Here is a 21,937-nt window from a genome sequence, read left to right as displayed (position 1 = left end):
GCGCGGGTCAGCCGTGGCGGGCCAGAACCTGCTTCACCGCTTCGACAAGGCGCTGCTCGGGCACTGCGAACTGGGCATCCTTCTGGCGCTCGAGATAATCCTCGCGGTCCTTGCCCTCGCGGCCGAGCTTGGCCAGCTCCGCGCCGAGGATCAGGTCCTTGACCTGCACCGTTCCGGCGGCCTTCTCGTCCGTGCCCTGGATGACGACGCACGGCGAGCGGCGCTTGTCGGCGTATTTCATCTGTGCGTTGAAGCCGGATGAGCCGAGATAAAGCTCGGCCGCGATGCCGGCGCCGCGCAGCTCCGAGACCATGCGCTGATAATCACTGACGCGGTCCTTATCCATGACGGTGACGACGACCGGGCCGGGCTTGGCCATGCCCGCCAGCAACGGCGAATTGGTCAGTTTCAGCGCGGTGTAAAGCCGTGAGACGCCAATCGAGAAGCCGGTGGCCGGCACGGGATCGTTGCGGAAGCGGCCCACGAGCCCGTCATAGCGCCCGCCGCCCGCGACGGAGCCGAAGCGCACCACCTGGCCGTCCTCGTTGGTGACGGGGAAGGTCAGCTCGGCTTCGAAGACGGGGCCGGTGTAATATTCGAGACCGCGGACGACATCACGAGCGACTAATATTCTGTCAGTGTTGTAACCACCCTGCCTGCATATTTCTTCAAGCTCCATCATTTCGCCGATTCCCTGAGCGTAAAGATCACTCGATGGGAGCCAATCAGGATGAATTAAGTAGGACACAATGTCGTCCACTTGCGAAATTTTCAATCCAACGCCTCGTGTGAAGTCGCCGCTTTCGTCTTTGCGGCCTTCTGATCCAAGTAGCATTTGAACGCCATCTAAGCCGATTTTATCCTTCTTATCGATCGCCCTGAGCACGCCCAGCCTGCGCCCCGCATTCTCCTCCCCGCCCAGCCCGATGGCTTCCATCACGCCGTCCAGCACCTTGCGGTTATTCACCTTGATGACGTAATCGCCGCGCTTGATGCCCACCGCCTCCAGCGTGTCTGCCATCAGCATGCAGGCCTCGGCGTCCGCGGCGACGGAGCTGGCACCCACGATGTCTGCGTCGAACTGCATGAACTGGCGGAAGCGGCCGGGGCCGGGCTTCTCGTTGCGGAAGACATAGCCCGAGCGGTAGCTGCGGTAAGGCTTTGGCAGCGCGTCGAAATTCTCCGCGACATAGCGCGCCAGCGGGGCGGTCAGGTCATAGCGCAGCGAAAGCCACTGCTCGTCATCATCCTGAAATGAGAACACGCCCTCATTGGGCCGGTCCTGATCGGGCAGGAACTTGCCGAGCGCGTCGGTGTATTCGATGAAGGGTGTCTCGACCGGCTCGAAGCCGAACAGCTCGAAGCGTTCCTTGATCTTCGCCAGCATTCGGTCGGTCGCCGCGGCATCGGCTGCATTGCGATCCTCTAGGCCGCGCGGGCGGCGCGCTTTGAGCTTGTCCGTCTTCGACATGATGATGTGTCCCGATCCTTGCGCGCTGGTTAGCCGCTGGGGGGGCAGGGAGCAAGCGCGCGAAGCGATTGGGGCGACAGCATTGACGACAGCATTGACGACAGCATTGACTCTGCGCCACCTGCCGCCCACATCCTGGTCATGAACGAACCTACGCCCTTGCGCCTCATCGCCCTCGATGCCGACGACCTCACGGTGCTGTCCGCCCATGTGCAGGATGCGGTGGTGAAGGTGGGCGATCTGGCCTGGCTGCCGGCCGAGCGCCGCTTCGCGCTGATGATGCGGCGTTTCGATTGGGAGGGCGCGGCGCAAGGCGATAACCGTCGCCGCCTCACCGCGATGCATTTCAACCGCGTGACGAGCCTCAAGGCTCTGAGCATCGATCCTCAGGCCAGGGACACGGCCCTGAACCTGCTGGCCGTGACCTTCACGCCCACGGACGAGCCGGCGGGCGAACTGGTCCTCACCTTCTCGGGCGGGGCTGCTCTGAAATTGCAGGCCGAATGCATCGAAGCGCAGTTGAAAGATTTGGGCGGAATGTGGGAAACGGCTAATCAGCCTGCCCACGAGCTCTGATTTCCGTCGAAAGTCCGCATGCCCATTCGTCTGACCTCACGCTCCGCCAGCTTCGAGGCGGACTTCACCCTGCTGCTGGCCATGAAGCGGGAGGTCTCGGAAGAAGTCGACCACGTCGTGGCCGGCATCATCGGCGATGTCCGCGAGCGGGGCGATGCGGCGCTGATCGACTATACCCTCCGCTTCGACCATCTGGCGCTGGAGGCGGCGGGCTTGCGCGTCAGCGAGGGCGAGATCGCCGCCGCGCTGGGAGCGTGCGACACTGCCGCGCTGGATGCCCTGCGCTTCGCCCATGCACGCATCGAGGCCTTCCATGCGCGACAGAGGCCTCAGGATCAGCGCTTCACCGATGCCGCGGGCGTGGAGATGGGCTGGCGCTGGACGGCGATCGAGGCCGTCGGGCTCTATGTGCCCGGCGGCACGGCCAGCTATCCCTCATCGGTGCTGATGAACGCCGTGCCCGCCCGCGTGGCCGGCGTGCCGCGCATCGTCATGGTCGCGCCGACACCGCGCGGGGAGGGCAATCCACTGGTCCTGGCGGCGGCGCACATCGCGGGCGTGACGGAGATCTACCGCATCGGCGGGGCGCAGGCCGTGGCGGCGCTGGCCCACGGCACGGCCACGATCGCGCCTGTCGCCAAGATCGTGGGGCCGGGCAATGCCTATGTCGCGGCCGCCAAGCGCCGCGTCTTCGGCGCCGTGGGCATCGACATGATCGCGGGCCCGTCCGAGGTGCTGGTGATCGCAGATGGCAGCGCCAACCCTGACTGGGTGGCGGCGGACCTGCTCGCCCAGGCCGAGCACGACACGGCGGCGCAATCGATTCTCCTTACTGATTCGAAGCACCTGGCAGAGGAGGTTGAAGCAGCGATTCAGGCGCAGCTCGCCACGCTGCCGCGCCGCGACATCGCAACTGCAAGCTGGAACGGGTTCGGCGCCATCATCATCGTGGACGATCTGATGGCGGCTGTGCCGCTGGTGGATCGGCTGGCGCCCGAGCATCTGGAAATCTGCACCATGGACCCCGAGCCTCTGGCCGCAGCCATCCGGAACGCCGGCTCGATCTTCCTCGGCCATCATACGCCGGAAGCCATTGGCGATTATGTCGGCGGGCCGAACCATGTGCTGCCCACGGCCCGCTCGGCGCGCTTCTCGTCAGGCCTCGGCGTGCTCGACTTCATGAAGCGCACCACGCTGCTCAAGTGCAGCGCGGCTTCGCTTCGGGCTTTGGCTCCGGCCGCCGCTGCGCTAGGAGAGGCGGAGGGCCTTTCGGCGCATGCGCGCAGCGTGACCAAACGGCTCAACCTCTGACGACGGATGGCGCGAAGGCGGCATGGGCCAGACCAAGAGCAATGACCGGCTGGTCCTGATCACGCTCGACGAGGCGTCGCTGGGCCGCGGCACGCCCGATCAGGAGCATGAGCGGGCGATTGCGATCTATGACCTGATCGAGGTCAACCACTTCACCATTCCCCAGCGCGACCACGGGCCCTACAAGCTCGCCATCAGCCTGATGGAGCGCAAGCTGTGCCTCGACATCCGCAATGAGGCGGATCACCCCATCATCATGCACTTCCTGTCGCTGACCCCGTTCAAGCGGGTCATCAAGGATTACGAGATGATCTGCGAAAGCTACTATGAGGCCATCCGCACCTCGTCGCCCGCGCAGATCGAGGCGATCGACATGGGCCGGCGCGGCCTGCACAACGAGGCGGCCGAAATCCTCATGGAGCGGCTGGAGGGCAAGCTCATCGTGGACCATGACACGGCGCGCCGCCTGTTCACCCTCATCTTCGCGCTTCACTGGAAGGGCTGACGTCCTTGGCGGAGGATGCGCCCGTGCCTCCACCGACCGGGCGGCGTCCGCAGAGCGTGCTGTTCATGTGCGCGCAGAATGCGGTGCGCTCGCCCATGGCGGAGGGGCTGGCCAAGCATTTCTTCGGCAGGTCGCTCTATGTGCAGTCTGCCGGCGTGCGCACGAGCGAGCCTGACCGCTTCATGGTGTCGGTCATGGACGAGATGGGCATCGACGCCAGCCGGCACAGGCCGCGCACCATCGACCAGTTGGAGGAGTGGGAGGGGCTCAACTTCGACCTGATCATCACGCTGTCGCCCGAGGCGCACCACAAGGCGCTCGGACTGACACGGACGATTGCCGCCGAGGTCGAGTACTGGCCGACGGCAGACCCCACAATCCTCCAGGGTTCGCGCGACCAGATTCTGGATGCCTACCGCGAGGTGCGCGACGGGCTGGCGCGGCGGATCAGGGACCGGCTGCGTTAGCGGCGCAGCTTCGCGCCCGATCCGGGGCCGGGGCGCCACCGCCGTGATCGGCAGCCATGCGGCGGCGTTCGACTTTGGCGGGCGCCTGTTCAAGGGCCGCGTGGCGTCCAGCCCCTTAGATGGTGGGCCTGAGGCGCGCGCTCCAGGGCGCATGACGATCCACCGCCAGCTGCCGACATCAACAGCAGCACCGGCCATGAGCATGGCAATGGAGCGCCAGATCGAGCGCATGCAACGCTGCCCGGATGTTGCGATGAGGCTGTGCCGGCGCCCCGACGAAACCGGCCGGCAGGAGGAAAGGCTCGATCAGTTGCTCGACCGGTTCAACGAGACCTGTTCGATGCTGAAGGCCATGGCGATGCAGTTCACCGCCAAGCAGGACGCGCTGACCCATGCCATGGCGGATGACGCGATCCTGAAGAACACCTTCGCAAATCTCGCCTTCGAGCCTTTCGCGATCGCGTCGTACAAGTCCGCGATCGCGATGGCGGAAGCCGGCGGCTGCTCCGAGGCGGCCCGAACGGCTCAGATGCCTGTCCGCTGCCGGATGGCGGCGGACAGGGTGCCGTCATCGAGATAATCGAGTTCGCCGCCCACCGGCACGCCATGGGCGAGGCGTGTGACCTTCACCGGCAGGTGAAGCAGCCTGTCGGTGATGTAATGCGCTGTCGTCGCGCCTTCGACCGTGGCGTTCAGCGCAAGGATGATCTCCTCCACGCCCGGCCGGGCAGCCCGCTCGATCAGGCTGTCAATCCCCAGATGCTCGGGCCGGACGCCGTCCATGGCGGACAAGGCTCCGCCGAGGACGTGATAGCGGGCATTGATTGCGGCCGACCGCTCCAGCGCCCATAGATCAGCGACATCCGCGACCACGACGATGATCGAGCTTTCGCGGCGCGGATCGCAGCAGATCGCACATGGATCGCTGGTATCAAGGTTCCCGCAGGTGGAGCACACCAGAATCGCACGGTGAGCAGCCTGCATGGCCTCCGCAAGGGGGCCGAGCAGCGCGTCGCGCTTCTTCACGAGCTGGAGCGCAGCGCGGCGGGCGGACCGTGGTCCAAGGCCGGGCAGCCGCGCGAGAAGCTGGATCAGCCGCTCGATCTCAGGCCCGGCCGTGAAGCGCGCCACGGCGGGCTCAGAACAGCTTCATTCCGGGCGGAATGGGCAGCCCCTTCGTGATCTCGGCCATCCGCGTCTCCATGACGCGCTCGCCTTTCTGCCGTGCATCGGAGCAGGCAGCGAGGATGAGGTCCTCGAGAATCTCCCGTTCGTCGGCGTTCATCAGCGATGGATCGATGCTGATCCCCTTCATCTGCCCCTTGGCCGTGGTCGTGACCTTGACCATGCCGCCGCCTGCCGCGCCTTCCACAAGGGTGTTGTCGAGTTCGGCCTGCATGTCGGCCATCTTGGCCTGCATGGCCTGTGCCTGCTTCATCAGGCCCATCATGTCACGCATCGGGTGTGCTCCGGTGTCGAACGGGGTCAGAAATCGATGTCGGAATAGGGTTCGGCGTCGCCGTCATGCTGGCCTTCGCCGGATTCGAGCGATGCCGCAAGGCCGGGGTCGAACTCGGCCGGCACAGCCTCCTCGGCAGCGCGGGAGCGGACATCCACAATGCGCGCGCCCGGGAAGGCAGTCATCAGCGCCTTCACGACAGGGTGGCCGGCGGCGCTGTCCTTGCGGCTGCGGTCGGCGGCCAGCTTCTGCTCGCGCAGCGTGGCCTGGCCTTCGGCCTGGACGATGGCGACCATCCAGGTCTGGCCGGTCCAGTCCTTCAGCTTGCGCGACAGCTCGTTGGCGATGCCGCGATCGCCCGTGGGTTCGAGCGAGAATTCGAGACGGCCCGGCTCGATGCGCACAGCGCGCAGATCACGCTGGATGGCGGTCTGAAGCTTGATGTCGCGATTGCGCGCTGCGAGCGCGAGAATGTCTTCGAGCGAGCCGATGCGCGGCGCCGGCGCGCTGCGTTCCGCCGCCGCGGGCGCCGTGGCCTGCGGGCCGCCAAGGCCGGCGCGGCTCAGCCCGAGCGGGCGTGGCGGGCCGGAACTCATGGCAGGCGCGCTCTGGATCGGCGCAGATGTGGCCGCCGGTCCCCGCTCGACCGCGCCTTTTGGCGCCCCGCCGGTTCCGCGCGTCTGAGGCGCCGCCGGTCCCGCCAGCTGGCGCAGGGCTTCGTCCGGCGTCGGCAGATCAGCGGCATGAGCGAGGCGCACCAGCACCATTTCCGACACCGGCAAGGGGCGATTGGCGTCCTTCACCTCGGCGATGCCCTTGAGCAGCATCTGCCAGGCGCGGGACAGAACGCGAATGGAGAGGGTGTCGGCGAATGCCGCCCCACGCACGCGCTCGGCCTGAGTCAGAGCGCTGTCGGCGGCGGCCTCGGGCACGATCTTCAGGCGCGTCACCAGATGGGTGAACTCGGCCAGTTCGGTGAGCACGGCGGCAGGATCGGCGCCAGCGTCATACTGGCCGCGCAGTTCCTGCATCGCGCCGGGAAGATCGCCCTTCATCACCAGCTCGAACAGATCGATCACGCGGGCCCGGTCTGCGAGGCCGAGCATGGCACGCACATCATCCAGCGTGATCCGGCCGGCAGCATGGGCGATGGCCTGGTCGAGCAGCGACATGGCGTCCCGCGCGGAGCCCTCGGCGGCGCGTGCAATAGCCTGGAGCGCATCCTCATCGGCCTCGACTGTCTCGGCCGCGCAGATCCGCGCGAGATAGCCGACCAGCACGGACGCATCGATCCGCCGCAGGTCGAAGCGCTGGCAGCGCGAGAGGATCGTGACCGGAACCTTGCGGATCTCGGTCGTCGCGAAGATGAACTTGGCGTGGGGCGGCGGCTCCTCGAGCGTCTTGAGGAAGGCGTTGAAGGCCTGCGTGGTCAGCATGTGGACTTCGTCAACGATGTAGACCTTGTAGCGGGCCGACACCGGCGCATAGCGCACCGCATCGTTGAGCTGGCGGATGCTGTCGACGCTGTTGTTCGAGGCGGCGTCGATCTCCATCACGTCGATGTGGCGGCCCTCGATGATGGCCTGGCAATGGATGCCCGGCGTTGCGAGTTCGATGGTGGGCCGCGCCGCGCCATCAGCGGTCTGGTAGTTGAGGGCGCGGGCCAGGATGCGGGCGGTCGTGGTCTTGCCGACGCCGCGCACGCCGGTCAGCATCCATGCCTGCGGAATGCGCCCGGAGGCAAAGGCGTTGGACAGGGTGCGGACCATCGCTTCCTGTCCTATCAGGTCGGTGAAATCGCGCGGTCGATACTTCCGGGCCAGGACCTTGTAGGCCGTCTGCTGCGCTACGGGCGCGAGCGACGGGAGCGCATCCAGAAAACCTGGATCGTCACGCATATTGCCGGTCATGTCGTCGGCCATGCGGGCTCAGATCTTCGTGGTGGCGCACAGGCGTTGCCGGCGAACGCATCAGGGCCAATGCCCTGAAAGGCTTCCGCGCATCCGCCGCTGAATGCAAGGTGGAAGGCTGGACGAAGACCCGCACAATCTCGTTAGGGCTGCTTCCTTCCGGACCTGACCCGGTTGGCGAGTGTTACGTCCCTCACCAACCTTCCAACCGTCATATGCGACAGCTTTGCTGCGGATGCAAGGGTGCCCTGAATGCAAGGGCGCCGCGGCGGAGCCGGCATGCCCGTCCGTCAGCTTTCTGGCAACGGCTGCTCCGCGCGCTTTGGGCAAGGCTGCGAATCGCTTAACCTGGAGACGTCATGCCCAGCATCCATGTTTCCTCCCTGTCACGCCTGCATCACACCGTCGCAGTCACGGGCGCGAGCGATCTCGTGACGCTGATCAACGTCAACACCAAGGTGGAGCGGCCCGCATCGATCGAACAGGACAGGCATCTCTTTCTGGGCCTTTCCGATATCGTCGAGCCGATGGAGGGGCATGTGACGCCCGGCGCCGATCATGTGTCGCAACTTCTGTCCTTTGTGGCGGACTGGGGCCGGGAGCGCCCCATTGTCATCCATTGCTGGGCAGGGATCAGTCGTTCCACTGCGGCGGCCTTCATCACCGTCTGCCACCTCAATCCTGCGCGAGACGAGGTTGAACTGGCGCGTTTGCTGCGACACGCTTCGCCCTCGGCGACGCCGAATGCACGCCTCGTCGCCATTGCCGACGGCCTGCTCGGCCGCGACGGCCGCATGGTCGAAGCCATCGCGGGCATTGGCCGGGGCGCTGATGCCTTCGAGGGCGAGCCGTTCGAGTTCAAGCTCGGGTTCTGATCGTCCGGCGACTGATCGAAAGCCAGGGCTGGGCAACGCCCAAGTTTGCGGGTTGAGAGTAAGATTCTCAATGTTTCATCGAGATTTGCCTTGCAGCCTCGAAGAATCTTTCAAAATTGTGCCTTTAAGTTGAATTTTATGTCAATTTCATTGTCAAAAAATCTCCACCTTCGTGCCTTGTTTTTGATAATTTGTCGTCATTTTGAATGTTATTTTGTGTATAAATCAGACATTACGTTGGATAATCAATCGCATAAAAGTCGAATGCGCTGGCGGTTGTATGGGTTATTCCATTGCGTGGATGCATTGATTATTGCAATTTTGTCGCATTTTGTGATTTTCGTATGTTTAATTTTGAGCTCATGTGTTGCGAAAGTTAAGTAGAAATGTTTACTTACGGTCATGCATGATATCTCGGCACGCGGCGCGAATCTCCCCCTGGACATTGACGCGCGCGACAGGTCCATCCTCCGCCTGCTGCAGGAGAGTGGGCGCATCACCAATGCGGAGCTTGCTGAGCGGGTCTACCTCTCGCCATCGGCCTGTCTGCGACGGGTGAAGCAGCTTGAGGACAGCGGGCTCATCAAGGGCTACGCGATGATCCTCGACGAGAAGATCGCGGGCTTCCCGGGGACCGCCTACGTCTCCGTCACGCTCGACCAGCAGGGCAGGGCCTCGCTCGACCGCTTCGAGAAAGCTGTGATGCAATATGAGGAGGTTCTCGAATGTTACCTGCTCGCCGGCAATCACGACTATCTCGTGCGCGTCGCCTATCGCGACAGCGCCGATTTCGAGCGCATCCATTCCGAGATCATCACGCAGCTGCCGGGCGTCTCGCGGGTGAATTCGACGATGACGCTGCGGACGATCAAGCGCACTTCGGCCCTGCCGGTCTGAATGCGGCCTGACGGCGAGGGGCACATGCCGGTCCCGCCCTGCTTGCTCCCGCCGCCTGGCGGGGCGATAAATGTTGCCGCATCGTGCCGCCAAAGCCTGTGAGTCGAACCTGTGACCGACGTGAAGACCGCCGAGACCCGGCCCCTGCCGGATGTGAATGCCATGCCCTTCGAGCAGGCGCTTCAGGAGCTTGAGCAGATCGTGCACCGGCTCGAGAGCGGCAATGTCTCGTTGGAGGATTCCATCGCGATCTACCAACGTGGCGAATCGCTGCGCGTGCGCTGCGCCGCGCTGCTCCAGCGTGCGGAAGCGCGGATCGAGACGATTTCGGTCGGGCCGGACGGACAGGCCGCAGGTGTGACGCCGCTCGATCCCGAGCGTTGAGCGAAGGCCCCGGCGCAAGGACGGCCGTGCACGGCGCGTCTCGAAAGCGCCGCCCCTGCCTGCCATATGAGGATGGCGAGAGCAGGAGGCCAGAACCATGTCGCATCAGCCAGCCGATGATCCGGTACCCGGCCATGCAATGTCGTGCGATGCGATTGAACAGGTGATCGTGCCGCGAGCCCGCGATCTTGGCGGCTGCCTATGGCGAGACATCGCCGGTGAGCTTCCCGTGGGCAGCTCTTTATGCGGAGGCTGTTCTGGCGCCCGGCGCGGTTCTGCCACTCGACGCCGATTATGAGGAGCGGGCCATCTATGTCGTGTCGGGCGAGATCGACATCGCCGGCGACAGCTTCGGGCCGGGCCGACTGCTGATCTTCAAGCCCGGCGACCGGATCTCCGTGCCGGCCCTGTCCAATGCGCGGCTGATGCTGGTGGGCGGCGACCCGATGGATGGACCGCGCCATATCTGGTGGAACTTCGTGGCGTCGTCGAAGGAGCGGATCGACGATGCGAAGGAAGCCTGGCGGAGCGGCCGGTTCGACGCCGTGCCCGGCGATGACGAATTCATCCCGCTGCCTGATCGCTGAATTGCGCCTTCCCTAGATCTCGATCCGGAAGACGGCCCCGGTTTCGCTCTCCTCAAGCGCGATGCTGCCGCCATGGAGCCGGACCAGCTCCGCTGCGATGGCGAGGCCAAGGCCGGCGCCCCCCGCAGTGGTGGAGCCGGTGAAGGCCTCGAACAGCGCGATGCGGGCACGGGCCGGCACGCCAGGCCCATTGTCGCGGACGCGGATCACGATCCGCTCGCCCTCCCGCGCGGCGCTCACGGTGATGAGCGGATCGGGCGTGGCCGCGGCCTGAAGCGCCTGGCTGGCGTTCCGCAGCAGGTTTCCGATGACGCGGTACATCTGGTCAGGGTCGAGGTCGGCGCGCAGGTCCGGGTCGATCCGGTTGTCGAAACGCGGCGCGCTGCCGGCGCCAAGGCCCAGCGTGTCCGCCACGTCACCCAGGAGGGCTGCCAGCGCGACGGGCCGCCGGCGGGGCTCCTGCTCCGTGACGCGTCCATAGGCGAGGGTCGACTGGCAAAAATCGATGGCGCGGTTGAGCGTCGCGATCAGCTTCGGCCCGAAACGCTGCACGGACGGATCCTTCGACTGGCCGATCCTGTCCGAAAGCAGTTGCGCGGAAGCCAGCATGTTGCGCAGGTCGTGGTTGATCTTGCTCACGGCCAGGCCCACGGCGGCGAGTCTCTTCTGCTCGCGCAGCGATCCGGCCAGGGTGCGCTCCATGCCCGCCAGGGCCTTCTCCGCGTCGCCGATCTCGTCGTGCCGGCCCGAGGGTCGAACGATCCGCTTCGGGTCCTCGGGATCGTCTGCGAAGCGCATCACGTCATGGGCAAGGCGCTTGACGGGCCGCACGATCAGCCAGTTCAGCGCCAGGAACAGCAAGGTTGCGGTCAGGCCCGCAATGAACAGCGATATCCAGAGGATGGCCTGGGCGAAATCCAGCATGGCGTGCCGCAGCGGCCGCTCATCGATGACGATCTCGACGAAATCCGCTTCCCCGACCGAGCGTCCTATGACGCGAATGCGCCGCTCGGCGCCGTTGAACAGGATGTCGAGGCTTTCCATGATGAAGCCGATGCGGTCCACCTCGCGCAGATCGACCGTGCGGCCCACTTCGGGCGGCAGGTTCTCCTGGGCCAGCAGGCGACGCGCCCCGCCAGCGCGCGCGGCGATGGCCAGCGCGCCGACGCCATCCAGCAACTGGCTTTCGAGCCCGCTCGGCAGGCCCTCGCGCGGGGCGGCCTCGAGCACCATCACAGCGACCTGGGCAGCAGCGAGGCGGTCATCCAGCCAGTTGCGCCGGAATGTCGCCACGGAGGGCACGAAGATCAGCACTTCCGCGATCATGACGAAGACGATGGTCAGCGTAAGGAGCTTGGCCGAAAGCCCCATCCGCCATCCGCCCGGTCGGGAAGGGTCGGGTTTCGCGTCGCGCGTGTCGATTCGGGTCGATTCCAAGCCTTTTGCCTCAGCCGAACTTCCTCAAGACGCCGAGGATGCGGCGAATCCATGGCTTTCCAGCCATCGGACTGAAATGGGTGAGCGCAGCGCGCTTGGAAACCTCCGAAAATGTCGGATAGGGAAAGATGAAGCCGGCGATGTCCTGCACAGTCCAGCGCTTCTGCACCGCCATGACCCATGGCATCAGCAGATCGCCGGCGCTCTTGCCTGCGATGGTCGCGCCAAGGATGCGGCCTTTGCTGTCGGTCACGATCTTGATCATGCCGTCGGGTTCGCCCTCGGCCTGGGCGCGGTCATTCTCGGCAAAGGGCCAGCGCAGGACCTGGAACGTGCGCCCTTCCTCGCGCGCCTTGTCTTCGGTGAGGCCGACGCTCGCGATCTCGGGGTCGCAGTAGGTGACGCGCGGCATGGCGCTGTTGTCCACCTTCGCGGGCAGGCGGAAGAGGGCGCTGCGGATGACGATGCCGGCATGGTGATTGGCGGCATGGGTGAACTGCAGCCCGTCGGTGGCGCCCGTGGCGCAGTCGCCGATGGCATAGATGCGGCGGTTGGATGTGCGCAAGCCGCGGTCCACCGTGATGCCTGCGCGCCCGTGGGCGACGCCCGCGGCAGCCAGATCAAGCGCCTCGAGGCTCGGCGTGCGCCCCGCCGCGATCAGCAGATGGCTGCCGGCCACAACCTCGCCGCTCGCGAGAATGGCGCGGATGGCGCCCGCCTCGCCCTCGATGCGCTCGACCCTGGCGCCCTCGCGCACGTGGACGCCATCGGCGCGGAGCGCGCGCAAGGCGTAACCCGCCGCCTCGGCGTCGTCGCGTGGCAGGATGCGGCCGGCCTGAAGCAGTGTGACGGCCGAACCAAGCCGACGGAATGCCTGGCCAAGCTCGACCCCGATGGGGCCGCCGCCCAAAACGATCAGGCGGTCGGGCCGGGCAGTCTCATCAAACACCGTCTCGTTCGTCAGATAGGGCACAGAGTCGAGGCCGGGGATCGGCGGAATCGTCGGCCTCGAGCCCGTGGCAATGACGAAACGACGCGGGCGGATGCGGATGTCGCCGACTGCGGCAGTGCGGCCGTCGATGAAGCGCGCCTCGCCCTCAATGACGCGCACGCCGAGGCTGGTGAAGCGCTCGACCGAATCGGTCGGGGCGATGGAGCCGATGACGCGGTGAACATGGGCATGAACGCGGGCAAAATGGATCTGGGGCGCGCCGCTCACGATCCCGAACTGGCCAGCGTGGCGGATGTCATGAGCCCGATGTCCGGCCGCGATCAGCGCCTTCGAGGGCACGCAGCCTGCATTGAGGCAGTCCCCGCCCATGCGGTGGCGCTCGACCAGAACCACAGGCACGCCGAAGAGCGCGGCGGCTGCCGCGACCGAGAGGCCGCCCGAACCGGCGCCTATGACGCAAAGATCGGGTGTCAGAATCTCGGTCATCGGCGATTCCAGTCCCGTCGGTCACCGACCGGAGGTAATGTACGGCCTGGGACACTGCAAGGCGGCGTTCCTTGCAGCTTTGCGAGGCATCGCACCGCAGCGGGGAGGGGCCGCGCCGTGTTGACTTGGTGACCCCCATCCGTCATAAGCCCGCACAAGTCAGGCGCGGGCTTTTGGTGGCGCGCGTCATGCTTTGCCGAGACACTGCGCCTTGCTCGCCTCTCCCCTCAAGGGCGTGGCAGCGACAGGCGCTCCTGACAGATGCCGGAGACCTTCCGTGAAGAGAACATATCAGCCGAGCAAGCTCGTTCGCAAGCGCCGCCACGGCTTCCGCGCCCGTATGGCTACCGTTGGCGGCCGCAAGGTTCTGGCCGCACGCCGCGCCCATGGCCGCAAGCGCCTTTCGGCGTGAGGCTTTGAGGCCGCGCGCCGTTCTGGCGTGTGCCGCAGCGGCGCCGACAAGGAGGGTTGCATGGGCAGGTCCGCCCCCCGCCTTGCACGCTTGACCCGGCGGGTTCAGTTTCAGGCGGCGGCCGGCAACGGTCGCCGCTTTCGTTCATCAGTTCTGACGGTGCAGGTGCTCGACAGGGCCGCAGATGATGACGGCATCCGCCTCGGGCTCACCGCATCGCGCAAATGCGGCAACGCCGTGAAGCGCAACCGGATCCGGCGGCGGCTCAGGGCCGCGGCGCGCGAGGCCTTCGCTGAAAGGACGGCTCATGCCGACTTGGTTGCCGTGGCGCGTGCCGAAACGCTGGCCGCACCCTTTGACGAACTGGTGCGCAGCCTGCGCGGCGCCTTGACCAAGGCGCGGGCGCAGCGGAAACACCAACCGGACAGTCCGGAGCCGGGCCCGGGCATTTCACGCGGTCGCGACGAACAAGAGACAGAACGGTCATGATGAACCGGGAAGACAACAAGAACCTGCTGCTGGCCATCGTGCTGTCGGCCGTGGTTCTGCTGGGCTGGAACTACTTCTATGGAATGCCGCAGATGGAGCAGCAGCGCCGGGCCGCGCAGCCCGTGCAGCAGGCCCAGCCCGGCTCCGTCGCGCCGGGCGTGGGGACCGTCACGCCGACGCCCGGCGGCGCGACTCCCGGCGGTGCTCCGGCCGGCGCCATGGAGGCGGCGACCCGCGAAGGCGCGCTGCAGGCTGCGCCGCGCGTCATCATCGAGACGCCGCGCCTGAGCGGCTCGCTGTCCCTGCTCGGCGGGCGCATCGACGATGTCTCGCTCAAGGGCTACCGCGAGACGGTGGACCCCAAGAGCCCCAAAATCATCCTGTTCTCCCCGCAGAACGGCCCGAACGCCTACTACGCCGATTTCGGCTGGGCGGCTGGCGCGGGGGTCAATGCCACGCTGCCGGGACCGCAGACCCTGTGGACCGCCGACCAGACGAAGCTGACGCCGGAAACTCCGGTCAACCTCAGCTGGGATAATGGTCAGGGCCTGACCTTCCGCCGCCAGATCGCCGTCGACGCGAACGCCATGTTCACGGTGACCGACGGCGTGCAGAACAGCCTTGGCGCGCCCGTCACGCTTTTCCCCTACGGCCTCGTGGCCCGCCATGGAAAGCCTGTCACGCAGGGCTATTACGTGCTGCATGAGGGGCTGATCGGCGTCATCGGCGACAAGGGCCTGCAGGAATACACCTACGACCATGTCGAGAAGGAAGCCGTGCTCGGCGGCACCCAGCGCGGCAAGGTCTGGAAGGACGCGACCTCCGGCTTCCTCGGCATCACAGACAAGTACTGGGCCGCCGCGATCATCCCGGACCAGTCGCGCACCTTCGAGGGCCGCTTCTCTGTCAACATGAGCGGCAACAAGACCTTCCAGGCCGACTATCTTGGCCAGGGCATGACCATCGAGCCCGGCGCCTCGGCCAGCGCCGTGACACGGCTCTTCGCCGGCGCCAAGGAAGTGGCGACGGTGGATGGCTACGAGCAGAGCCAGAACATCAAGCGCTTCGACCTGATGATCGATTGGGGATGGTTCTATTTCATCACCAAGCCGATGTTCTACGCGATTGATTTCTTCTTTCGCATGTTCGGCAATTTCGGCGTCGCGATCCTGCTCGTCACCGTGCTGGTGAAGCTGATCTTCTTCCCGCTGGCCAACAAGTCCTACGCCTCGATGGCCAAGATGAAGGCCGTCCAGCCCGAGATGCTGGCCATCCGCGAGCGCTTCGCCGATGACAAGATGAAGCAGCAGCAGGCGCTGATGGAGCTCTACAAGAAGGAGAAGATCAACCCGCTGGCCGGTTGCTGGCCGGTGCTGATCCAGATCCCGGTGTTCTTCGCGCTCTACAAGGTCCTGTTCGTCACCATCGAAATGCGGCACGCGCCGTTCTTCGGCTGGATCCGTGACCTTGCCGCGCCTGACCCGACCTCGATCTTCAACCTGTTCGGGCTTCTGCCCTTTGCGGTGCCCGCCATGCTGCTGATCGGCGTGTGGCCGATCCTGATGGGCATCACGATGTTCGTCCAGATGAAGCTCAACCCGGAGCCGACGGACCCGGTGCAGAAGATGGTGTTCACCTGGATGCCGGTGTTCTTCACCTTCCTGCTCGGCTCGTTCCCTGCCGGCCTCGTGATCTACTGGACCTGGAACAACTTCCTGTCGATCCTGCAACAGGCCTACATCATGAAGAAGCACGGCACGAAGATCGAACTGTGGGACAATCTGATGGCCATGTTCCGCAAGAAGCCGGCTGCGCCGGAAGGCGGGAAATAGGCTGACGGCAACTTGTTCAGGGGCGCAGGCGCGGCGATGTTTTCCTTCCGCCGTGTTGTCTTTCCCCTGCGCTTTGCGCTGGCCGGGAATCGCGCCGGGTGAACGGCCGGGCCGGAACGGCAGGCGAAACGGTGTCTACCCCGGTGAGCAGCAGGCGTGCGAGCGGATTGGCCTTGCCAACGTGACAACTCCGCGCCGACCGCAACGCGCCGGCTAGCGGCCCAGCGCGCATCCCTCACCGCTCACCGCAGGCCAGACATGCCCTTGCCCGATCCCACCATCCGTCATCCCATCGCTGGCTGGAAGGGCACCGGCTACCTCAAGGCGATCGTGAAAAGCCCTCTGATCGAGGTGGGCGACTTCACATATTATGACGACTCGCGCGGGCCCGAACACTTCGAGGCCCGTTGCGTGCGCTACCATTTCGACTTCCTCGGCGACCGGCTGCTGATCGGCAAGTTCGTGGCCATCGCGCAGGGCGCACAGTTCATCATGAACGGCGCCAACCATCCCATGGGCGGCTTCTCGACCTATCCGTTCAACATGGTGGGCTTCACGGACAAGCCGCCCTTCTCCGATGACGGACTGACCAACCGGGGCGACACCATCATCGGCAATGATGTCTGGATCGGGCGCGACGCGGTGATCATGCCGGGCGTGCGTATTGGCGACGGCGCGATCATCGGGGCGCATGCCGTGGTCGCCAGGGACGTGCCACCCTACGCGGTTGTCGTCGGCAACCCGGCAAGGATCACGCGGCGGCGCTTCAATGATGCAACGATCGATGCCTTGCTGACGATCCGCTGGTGGGACTGGCCGGTGGAGGCGATACAGGCGCATGTGGCATTGATCACGGGCGGCGATATCGACGCGCTGCGCGCGGTGCGTTAAGAGCGCCCCATGACCCAGGACAATGCGGATTTCACGGAGGCGGGGCGCAAGCTCTTCGCTGGCGACTGGCAGTTCATCTGGGCGGCCGACAAGGTGGATGGGCTGCCGCCCATGACCGGGCTCGAATTCGCGCTTGCCGGCCGCTCCAATGTCGGCAAATCAAGCCTTGTGAACGCGCTGACGGGCCGCAAGGCACTCGCGCGAACCTCGCATACGCCGGGGCGCACCCAACAGCTCAACTTCTTCCGCGTCGGCGACCGCGCCACGCTGGTGGACATGCCCGGCTATGGCTTCGCCGCCGTTGGCAAGCAGAAGGTCGAGACCTGGACCAGGCTGATCCATGATTACCTGCGCGGCCGGCAGAACCTCGCGCGCGTCTATCTCCTCATTGATGCGCGTCACGGATTCAAGGAGGTCGACACGCAGGTGCTGGAGACGCTCGACAAGTCGGCGGTGTCCTACCAGATCGTGCTGACCAAGGCCGACGAGGTGAAAAAATCCGAGATTCCCGGATTGCTCGAACGGGCGAGCGCGGCGATCCAGCGCCGGCCTGCGGCCTATCCAGATATCCTGCTGACATCGAGCCGCGACGGCGACGGCATCGCCGAACTGCGCGCCAGCATCGCCCGGCTTCTCGCCGAGCGCGGAGCCTGATCCTTTTTCGCGCTCGTCGCCGTGCCTTGCGCGAGTCCGGGCGCCTGTGGAGTTGAAGCCGCCATGATCGCGCTTGCCTGCCGTGCCCATCTCGCCATCGCCGCACTGTTCGGCGCGGCCGGAACCATCCTGTGGGCCTCGGCGACCCATGCCGCAGGCGGCGGCAGCGCGGCCATCGGCGCACAGATGCTGCTGATTCATGCCGGCGCGATCACCGCCCTGGTGGCTGCGCGCAGCGGCGGCCTGTTGCCGGAGCGTCTGGCCAGCTGGCTGGTCTCGCTGCTGGCCTTCGGGGTGGTGCTGTTCTCCGCGGATCTGGCGCTGCGCGGACTGGTGGCCCAGCGGCTTTTTCCGATGGCGAGCCCGCTGGGCGGCGTCATGATGATCGCGGCGTGGCTGGGGCTGGCGCTCGCGCCTTTTCTGCGCCGCCGGGCCTGATGCGGCTTCCGCAGGGCTGCGCCTTCGGCTAGAAGCCGGCCGAACCCGCCCCATCGCCGCCTGTCGGCGGCCTCGCCGGAGCACGCGCCATGACCGACCTGTCGAAGCTCTCGCCGTCCCTGCAAGCCGACCTGCTGGTGCAGGCGCTCCCGCATATGCAACGCTATGACCAGCAGGTGGTCTGCATCAAGTATGGCGGCAACGCGATGGGCGACGCGGCCACGGCCGAGGACTTCGCAGAGGATGTCGTCCTTCTGGAGCAGTCGGGCCTCAAGCCTGTCGTCTGCCACGGCGGCGGGCCGCAGATCGCCCGGATGCTGGAAAAGCTCAACATCCGCAGCGAGTTCAAGCAGGGCCTGCGCGTGACCGACGCCGCTACTGTGGACGTGGTGGAGATGGTGCTGGCCGGCTCGGTCAACAAGGACATCGTGGGCTACATCACCCGTGAAGGCGGCAAGGCCATCGGACTGTGCGGCAAGGACGGCAACATGGTCACCGCCCGCAAGGTGCACCGCACGGTGGTCGACCCGGATTCGCGCATCGAGCAGGTGCTGGATCTCGGCTTTGTCGGCGAGCCGGAAACCGTCAACACGGAAGTCCTGAATGCTGTCCTCAAGGCCGAGCTGATCCCGGTTCTGGCGCCGGTCTGCGCGGGCTCTGACGGACAGACCTACAATGTCAACGCCGACACCTTCGCCGGCGCCATCGCGGGCGCCCTGGGCGCCAAGCGCCTGTTGCTGCTGACGGATGTGCCGGGCGTGCTCGACAAGGACAAGCAACTCATCAAGGAACTGAGCATCGAGGATTGCCGCCGCCTGATCGCGGACGGCACCATCACCGGCGGCATGATCCCGAAGATCGAGACCTGCATCTACGCGCTGGAGAAGGGCGTGGAGGCTGTGGTCATCCTCGACGGCAAGGTTCCCCATGCCGTACTGATCGAGCTCTTCACCGATCGCGGCGCAGGCACGCTCATCCGCCGCTGAGGGCAGCGGGCCGCAGCCTCAATCGAACAGACCGGGCAAGGGGGCGGCGGGCTTCGGCCGTGCGGCAGTTCGCGGCTGTGGCGACTGCGCTCCGTTGACCGTGGCGGCGAACTCGCCATCCGCAAGCTCGATGGTGAGGAGCGCGCCCGCAGCGGCGCCAGCCACGCTGCGCAGTGATTCCCTGTCGGCGTTCCGCACGATGGCATAGCCGCGACGCAGCACCGCCTTGTAATTCATCGATTCGAAAAGCTGCACTGTTGCGCCCAGCCTGGAGGCTTGCCGATCGAGCAGCCCACGCAGCGCGCGCGACGCACGGTCCGCGAGCCGGTCGAGCGCTTGCCGCTCGGCTGCGATGCGCTTTTCCTCTGCGCGGAGAATCGTTTGGCGCGCGAATGTGAGACGTTGATTCAGCGACTTCACTTCGCCGATCGCGAGGGCCAGCCGCATCTGGGGCGAGCCCGCCTGAAGGCGCCGCGAGAGGCTGGCCAGACGGCGCTCATGCTCGCCGGCATTGGCCCGCAGCGCTGCAGGCAGGCGCGCCGTCGCCAGATCGAGCCGCTGGCGCGGCAGGTTGAGCAGCGTGTCGCGACTCGGCAGGGCACGCGCGGCGGCTCGAAGCCCCTGCCGCCTGTGGTCGATCGCCCGCGCCATGGCCGCCTGTCGCCGGCGCTCCAGCCCCGCAACCGCGGCGAGAAGATCGACCCGCACGGGCACCACCTTCTCGGCCGCCCCGGTCGGCGTGGGCGCGCGCAGATCGGCGGCCTGGTCGATCAAGGTCCAGTCGGTCTCGTGCCCAACCGCCGAGATGAGCGGGATGTCCGAAGCTGCTGCGGCGCGCACCACTGCCTCTTCATTGAAGCTCATCAGATCTTCGAGCGAGCCGCCGCCGCGCGCCACGATGAGGACATCAGGGCGCGGAATCGTGCCGCCGGGCCGCAGCGCGTTGAAGCCGCGGATTGCGGCGGCGACCTCCGCCCCGCTGGTTTCGCCCTGCACGCGCACGGGCCAGACCAGGACGCGGCGCGGGAACCGGTCATCAAGGCGATGCAGGATGTCGCGGATCACGGCCCCGGTGGGGGAGGTGATGACGCCGATCACTTCGGGCAGGTAAGGGATGAGCTGCTTGCGCGCCTCGTCGAACAGGCCTTCGGCCGCAAGCTTGCGGCGGCGCTCCTCCAGCAGCGCCATGAGCGCGCCGAGGCCGGCCGGTTCGATGGCGTCGATGATGATCTGGTAGGAGGACTTGCCAGGGAAGGTGGTCACCTTGCCGGTGGCGATGACCTCGAGCCCCTCCTGTGGCTTCGTCTTGAGGCGGCCGAACACGCCCTTCCAGATCACGGCATCAATGCGCGCGCTCTCGTCCTTGAGGGAGAAATAGACATGGCCGGAGGCCGACGGGCCGCGATAGCCCGATATCTCGCCGCGCACGCGCACGAAGCCGAACTGATCCTCAACAGTGCGCTTGAGCGCTCCGGAGAGATCGGACACGCTCCATTCGAGCGCATTGGTCGTGGGGGACGATTCAGGATCCATGCCCCATCTTCGCAGGTTTGGCGGCCCGATGGCAGGGGGCAACTGGCGCTCAGGCGCGTTGCCCGGAGGGCGCTGTCGCGCTAAAGCCGCCGCATGAACATCCTGCTGATCGGCTCCGGCGGCCGCGAACATGCGCTGGCCTGGAAAATCGCCACCTCGCGGCTGTGCGAGATGCTGTTCATCGCGCCGGGCAATCCGGGCACGGCGCAGCACGGCACCAATGTCGGGATGGATGTCAGCCGCCATGACGACGTGATCGAGTTCTGCTTCACCCATGATGTCGGGCTTGTTGTGATCGGGCCGGAAGCGCCGCTCGTGGCCGGGCTGGCGGATGATCTCATCGCCGCCGGCATCAGGGCCTTCGGGCCCGGCCGGGTCGCGGCACGCCTCGAGGGCTCCAAGGCCTTCACGAAAGAGCTATGCCGGGAGGCCGGCATCCCCACAGCCGACTTCGCGCGGTTCACGGAGCTGGGGCCGGCGCTCGCTCACCTTTATGCGCATGGCGCGCCGATCGTGGTGAAGGCCGATGGCCTTGCGGCCGGCAAGGGCGTGGTGGTCGCGCAGACGCTGGAAGAAGCGGAGGATGCGCTGGAGATGATGTTCTCGGGCGGGCTTGGCGCCGCGGGAGCGGAGGTGTTGCTGGAAGAATGCATGATCGGGGAGGAAGCGAGCTTCTTCGCCCTGTGCGATGGCAAGAGCGCGCTGGCCCTGGCGTCAGCCCAGGACCACAAGCGAGTCGGGGAGGGCGACACAGGCCCCAACACCGGCGGCATGGGGGCCTATTCGCCGGCGCCGGTCATCACGCCTGACATGGAAGCGCGCGTCATGCGCGAGATCATCGAGCCGACGATGCGCACCATGGCGGCCCGCGGCACGCCCTTCACAGGGGTGCTCTTCGCCGGGCTGATGATCACCGGCGAGGGTCCCAGGCTGATCGAGTACAATACGCGCTTCGGCGACCCCGAATGCGAGGTGCTGATGCCGCGCCTCAAGAGCGATCTGGTCGAGCTGATGCTGGCGGCCTGCGACGGTGCTCTGGCGAAGATGCCCATCCACTGGTGGGATCATGCCGCACTCACCGTGGTGATGTGCGCCAGTGGTTATCCTTCCACCCCGAAGAAGGGCGGGACGATCCGCGGGGTCGAGGCTGCCGCGGGGCTCGATGACGTCCTTGTCTTCCATGCCGGAACAGCCGAGCAGGATGGCGCCCTCGTCGCCGCCGGCGGGCGCGTGCTCAATCTGGTCGGAATCGGCGCCAGCGTGGCGGACGCACGGGCAAGGGCCTACGCCGCCGTCGATCTGATCGACTGGCCCGACGGCTTCTGCCGACGCGACATCGGCTGGAGGGCGCCGGGGCCCACGAGTTGAGGCGCCCGCAGGGTCTC

Annotated in this window: 24 protein-coding genes and 1 other RNA gene; 17 read left to right on the top strand and 8 right to left on the bottom strand. The window is 66.1% G+C overall.

The genetic code is table 11. From position 1 onward, the window contains the following. Positions 1 to 7: 7 nt before the first annotated feature. Positions 8 to 1,471 carry a histidine--tRNA ligase gene (locus tag HEQ16_12845; protein MCO4054911.1) on the bottom strand — a complete coding sequence of 488 codons (1,464 nt, stop codon included), beginning with the start codon at positions 1,469 to 1,471 and terminating at the stop codon, positions 8 to 10. 141 nt (positions 1,472 to 1,612) lie between these two features. On the opposite strand from HEQ16_12845, the gene HEQ16_12840 reads away from it, so the two are divergent. The 5 genes from HEQ16_12840 (at position 1,613) to HEQ16_12820 (ending at position 4,910) form a co-directional block, all read left to right on the top strand. Continuing rightward, complete coding sequence (locus HEQ16_12840) at positions 1,613 to 2,047, top strand: DUF2948 family protein (GenBank protein MCO4054910.1); 435 nt, start codon at positions 1,613 to 1,615, stop codon at positions 2,045 to 2,047. 18 nt (positions 2,048 to 2,065) lie between these two features. Continuing rightward, on the top strand, positions 2,066 to 3,358 hold the full coding sequence (gene hisD / locus HEQ16_12835) for a histidinol dehydrogenase (GenBank protein MCO4054909.1): 1,293 nt from the start codon (positions 2,066 to 2,068) through the stop codon (positions 3,356 to 3,358). 22 nt (positions 3,359 to 3,380) lie between these two features. After that, positions 3,381 to 3,863 carry a UPF0262 family protein gene (locus HEQ16_12830; GenBank protein ID MCO4054908.1) on the top strand — a complete coding sequence of 161 codons (483 nt, stop codon included), beginning with the start codon at positions 3,381 to 3,383 and terminating at the stop codon, positions 3,861 to 3,863. A 65-nt stretch (positions 3,864 to 3,928) separates the two neighbouring features. Continuing rightward, positions 3,929 to 4,330, top strand: a complete 402-nt coding sequence (locus HEQ16_12825; GenBank protein ID MCO4054907.1) for a low molecular weight phosphatase family protein — start codon at positions 3,929 to 3,931, stop codon at positions 4,328 to 4,330. Between the two features lie 43 nt (positions 4,331 to 4,373). Next, positions 4,374 to 4,910 carry a DUF892 family protein gene (locus HEQ16_12820; GenBank protein MCO4054906.1) on the top strand — a complete coding sequence of 179 codons (537 nt, stop codon included), beginning with the start codon at positions 4,374 to 4,376 and terminating at the stop codon, positions 4,908 to 4,910. Here HEQ16_12820 and recR read toward each other — a convergent pair. The 4 genes from recR to ffs all read right to left on the bottom strand — a co-directional run bounded on the left by recR (position 4,856) and on the right by ffs (position 7,905). Further along, positions 4,856 to 5,461, bottom strand: a complete 606-nt coding sequence (gene recR / locus HEQ16_12815) for a recombination protein RecR (protein MCO4054905.1) — start codon at positions 5,459 to 5,461, stop codon at positions 4,856 to 4,858. The two genes, HEQ16_12820 and recR, sit on opposite strands and share 55 nt — an antisense overlap. A 7-nt stretch (positions 5,462 to 5,468) precedes the next feature. After that, positions 5,469 to 5,789, bottom strand: coding sequence for a YbaB/EbfC family nucleoid-associated protein (locus HEQ16_12810; protein MCO4054904.1), 321 nt, complete (start codon positions 5,787 to 5,789; stop codon positions 5,469 to 5,471). A gap of 26 nt (positions 5,790 to 5,815) precedes the next feature. Next, entirely contained in the window at positions 5,816 to 7,699 is a 1,884-nt protein-coding gene (locus tag HEQ16_12805) for a DNA polymerase III subunit gamma/tau (protein MCO4054903.1), read from the bottom strand. Positions 7,700 to 7,808: 109 nt separating this feature from the next. After that, an RNA gene (gene ffs, locus HEQ16_12800) (signal recognition particle sRNA small type) lies at positions 7,809 to 7,905 on the bottom strand. A gap of 153 nt (positions 7,906 to 8,058) precedes the next feature. Here ffs and HEQ16_12795 point away from each other — a divergent pair. The 4 genes from HEQ16_12795 (at position 8,059) to HEQ16_12780 (ending at position 10,442) form a co-directional block, all read left to right on the top strand. Next, positions 8,059 to 8,574 (top strand): protein tyrosine phosphatase, encoded by a 516-nt coding sequence (locus tag HEQ16_12795; GenBank protein MCO4054902.1) that lies wholly within the window; start codon positions 8,059 to 8,061, stop codon positions 8,572 to 8,574. Between the two features lie 402 nt (positions 8,575 to 8,976). Beyond that, complete coding sequence (locus HEQ16_12790; protein MCO4054901.1) at positions 8,977 to 9,471, top strand: Lrp/AsnC family transcriptional regulator; 495 nt, start codon at positions 8,977 to 8,979, stop codon at positions 9,469 to 9,471. A 162-nt stretch (positions 9,472 to 9,633) separates the two neighbouring features. Then, complete coding sequence (locus HEQ16_12785) at positions 9,634 to 9,855, top strand: exodeoxyribonuclease VII small subunit (protein MCO4054900.1); 222 nt, start codon at positions 9,634 to 9,636, stop codon at positions 9,853 to 9,855. 185 nt (positions 9,856 to 10,040) lie between these two features. Next, positions 10,041 to 10,442, top strand: coding sequence for a hypothetical protein (locus HEQ16_12780; GenBank protein ID MCO4054899.1), 402 nt, complete (start codon positions 10,041 to 10,043; stop codon positions 10,440 to 10,442). A gap of 12 nt (positions 10,443 to 10,454) precedes the next feature. On the opposite strand, the gene HEQ16_12775 is transcribed toward HEQ16_12780, so the two are convergent. Together HEQ16_12775 and HEQ16_12770 are read right to left on the bottom strand one after the other, a co-directional pair. Next, positions 10,455 to 11,813: a HAMP domain-containing histidine kinase gene (locus HEQ16_12775; GenBank protein ID MCO4054898.1), complete on the bottom strand. Its 1,359-nt coding sequence runs from the start codon at positions 11,811 to 11,813 to the stop codon at positions 10,455 to 10,457. 76 nt (positions 11,814 to 11,889) lie between these two features. Next, positions 11,890 to 13,317, bottom strand: a complete 1,428-nt coding sequence (locus tag HEQ16_12770) for an FAD-dependent oxidoreductase (protein MCO4054897.1) — start codon at positions 13,315 to 13,317, stop codon at positions 11,890 to 11,892. A gap of 277 nt (positions 13,318 to 13,594) precedes the next feature. Here HEQ16_12770 and rpmH point away from each other — a divergent pair, with 277 nt between their 5' ends. The 7 genes from rpmH to argB all read left to right on the top strand — a co-directional run bounded on the left by rpmH (position 13,595) and on the right by argB (position 19,019). Beyond that, positions 13,595 to 13,729, top strand: a complete 135-nt coding sequence (rpmH, locus tag HEQ16_12765; protein MCO4054896.1) for a 50S ribosomal protein L34 — start codon at positions 13,595 to 13,597, stop codon at positions 13,727 to 13,729. 60 nt (positions 13,730 to 13,789) lie between these two features. Continuing rightward, entirely contained in the window at positions 13,790 to 14,218 is a 429-nt protein-coding gene (gene rnpA, locus HEQ16_12760) for a ribonuclease P protein component (protein MCO4054895.1), read from the top strand. Continuing rightward, positions 14,218 to 16,050, top strand: a complete 1,833-nt coding sequence (gene yidC / locus HEQ16_12755) for a membrane protein insertase YidC (GenBank protein MCO4054894.1) — start codon at positions 14,218 to 14,220, stop codon at positions 16,048 to 16,050. Before rnpA ends, yidC begins: the two co-directional genes overlap by 1 nt. Positions 16,051 to 16,308: 258 nt before the next feature. Continuing rightward, positions 16,309 to 16,941 carry a CatB-related O-acetyltransferase gene (locus HEQ16_12750; GenBank protein ID MCO4054893.1) on the top strand — a complete coding sequence of 211 codons (633 nt, stop codon included), beginning with the start codon at positions 16,309 to 16,311 and terminating at the stop codon, positions 16,939 to 16,941. A 9-nt stretch (positions 16,942 to 16,950) separates the two neighbouring features. Next, positions 16,951 to 17,595, top strand: coding sequence for a YihA family ribosome biogenesis GTP-binding protein (locus HEQ16_12745; GenBank protein MCO4054892.1), 645 nt, complete (start codon positions 16,951 to 16,953; stop codon positions 17,593 to 17,595). A gap of 63 nt (positions 17,596 to 17,658) precedes the next feature. Then, positions 17,659 to 18,033: a DUF423 domain-containing protein gene (locus tag HEQ16_12740; protein MCO4054891.1), complete on the top strand. Its 375-nt coding sequence runs from the start codon at positions 17,659 to 17,661 to the stop codon at positions 18,031 to 18,033. An 89-nt stretch (positions 18,034 to 18,122) separates the two neighbouring features. Then, a complete protein-coding gene (argB, locus tag HEQ16_12735) occupies positions 18,123 to 19,019 on the top strand; it encodes an acetylglutamate kinase (protein MCO4054890.1) in 897 nt (298 codons plus the stop codon). Between the two features lie 18 nt (positions 19,020 to 19,037). Here the strand turns inward: argB and HEQ16_12730 are convergent, their stop codons facing one another. Next, positions 19,038 to 20,552: an exodeoxyribonuclease VII large subunit gene (locus HEQ16_12730; GenBank protein MCO4054889.1), complete on the bottom strand. Its 1,515-nt coding sequence runs from the start codon at positions 20,550 to 20,552 to the stop codon at positions 19,038 to 19,040. A 93-nt stretch (positions 20,553 to 20,645) separates the two neighbouring features. On the opposite strand from HEQ16_12730, the gene purD reads away from it, so the two are divergent. Then, complete coding sequence (gene purD, locus HEQ16_12725) at positions 20,646 to 21,920, top strand: phosphoribosylamine--glycine ligase (GenBank protein ID MCO4054888.1); 1,275 nt, start codon at positions 20,646 to 20,648, stop codon at positions 21,918 to 21,920. The last annotated feature ends 17 nt before the right edge of the window (positions 21,921 to 21,937 follow it).

It is taken from the genome of Bosea sp. (in: a-proteobacteria) (assembly GCA_023910605.1).
Taxonomy (GTDB): Bacteria; Pseudomonadota; Alphaproteobacteria; order Rhizobiales; family Beijerinckiaceae; genus Allobosea.
Note: the sequence above shows the minus strand (reverse complement) of the source record. Positions and strands in the feature narration are given on the sequence as shown.

Bases quoted from the DNA above. Each gene is read 5' to 3' on its own strand.
- HEQ16_12795 (MCO4054902.1), top strand. From the start codon at position 8,059: ATGCCCAGCATCCATGTTTCCTCCCTGTCACGCCTGCATCACACCGTC.
- HEQ16_12845 (MCO4054911.1), bottom strand. From the start codon at position 1,471: ATGTCGAAGACGGACAAGCTCAAAGCGCGCCGCCCGCGCGGCCTAGAG.
- HEQ16_12810 (MCO4054904.1), bottom strand. From the start codon at position 5,789: ATGCGTGACATGATGGGCCTGATGAAGCAGGCACAGGCCATGCAGGCC.
- HEQ16_12775 (MCO4054898.1), bottom strand. From the start codon at position 11,813: ATGGGGCTTTCGGCCAAGCTCCTTACGCTGACCATCGTCTTCGTCATG.
- HEQ16_12805 (MCO4054903.1), bottom strand. From the start codon at position 7,699: ATGACCGGCAATATGCGTGACGATCCAGGTTTTCTGGATGCGCTCCCG.
- rnpA (MCO4054895.1), top strand. From the start codon at position 13,790: ATGGGCAGGTCCGCCCCCCGCCTTGCACGCTTGACCCGGCGGGTTCAG.
- HEQ16_12745 (MCO4054892.1), top strand. From the start codon at position 16,951: ATGACCCAGGACAATGCGGATTTCACGGAGGCGGGGCGCAAGCTCTTC.
- HEQ16_12730 (MCO4054889.1), bottom strand. From the start codon at position 20,552: ATGGATCCTGAATCGTCCCCCACGACCAATGCGCTCGAATGGAGCGTG.
- HEQ16_12830 (MCO4054908.1), top strand. From the start codon at position 3,381: ATGGGCCAGACCAAGAGCAATGACCGGCTGGTCCTGATCACGCTCGAC.
- HEQ16_12840 (MCO4054910.1), top strand. From the start codon at position 1,613: ATGAACGAACCTACGCCCTTGCGCCTCATCGCCCTCGATGCCGACGAC.
- HEQ16_12825 (MCO4054907.1), top strand. From the start codon at position 3,929: ATGTGCGCGCAGAATGCGGTGCGCTCGCCCATGGCGGAGGGGCTGGCC.
- HEQ16_12770 (MCO4054897.1), bottom strand. From the start codon at position 13,317: ATGACCGAGATTCTGACACCCGATCTTTGCGTCATAGGCGCCGGTTCG.
- HEQ16_12740 (MCO4054891.1), top strand. From the start codon at position 17,659: ATGATCGCGCTTGCCTGCCGTGCCCATCTCGCCATCGCCGCACTGTTC.
- hisD (MCO4054909.1), top strand. From the start codon at position 2,066: ATGCCCATTCGTCTGACCTCACGCTCCGCCAGCTTCGAGGCGGACTTC.
- HEQ16_12790 (MCO4054901.1), top strand. From the start codon at position 8,977: ATGCATGATATCTCGGCACGCGGCGCGAATCTCCCCCTGGACATTGAC.
- HEQ16_12785 (MCO4054900.1), top strand. From the start codon at position 9,634: ATGCCCTTCGAGCAGGCGCTTCAGGAGCTTGAGCAGATCGTGCACCGG.
- yidC (MCO4054894.1), top strand. From the start codon at position 14,218: ATGAACCGGGAAGACAACAAGAACCTGCTGCTGGCCATCGTGCTGTCG.
- HEQ16_12750 (MCO4054893.1), top strand. From the start codon at position 16,309: ATGCCCTTGCCCGATCCCACCATCCGTCATCCCATCGCTGGCTGGAAG.
- argB (MCO4054890.1), top strand. From the start codon at position 18,123: ATGACCGACCTGTCGAAGCTCTCGCCGTCCCTGCAAGCCGACCTGCTG.
- purD (MCO4054888.1), top strand. From the start codon at position 20,646: ATGAACATCCTGCTGATCGGCTCCGGCGGCCGCGAACATGCGCTGGCC.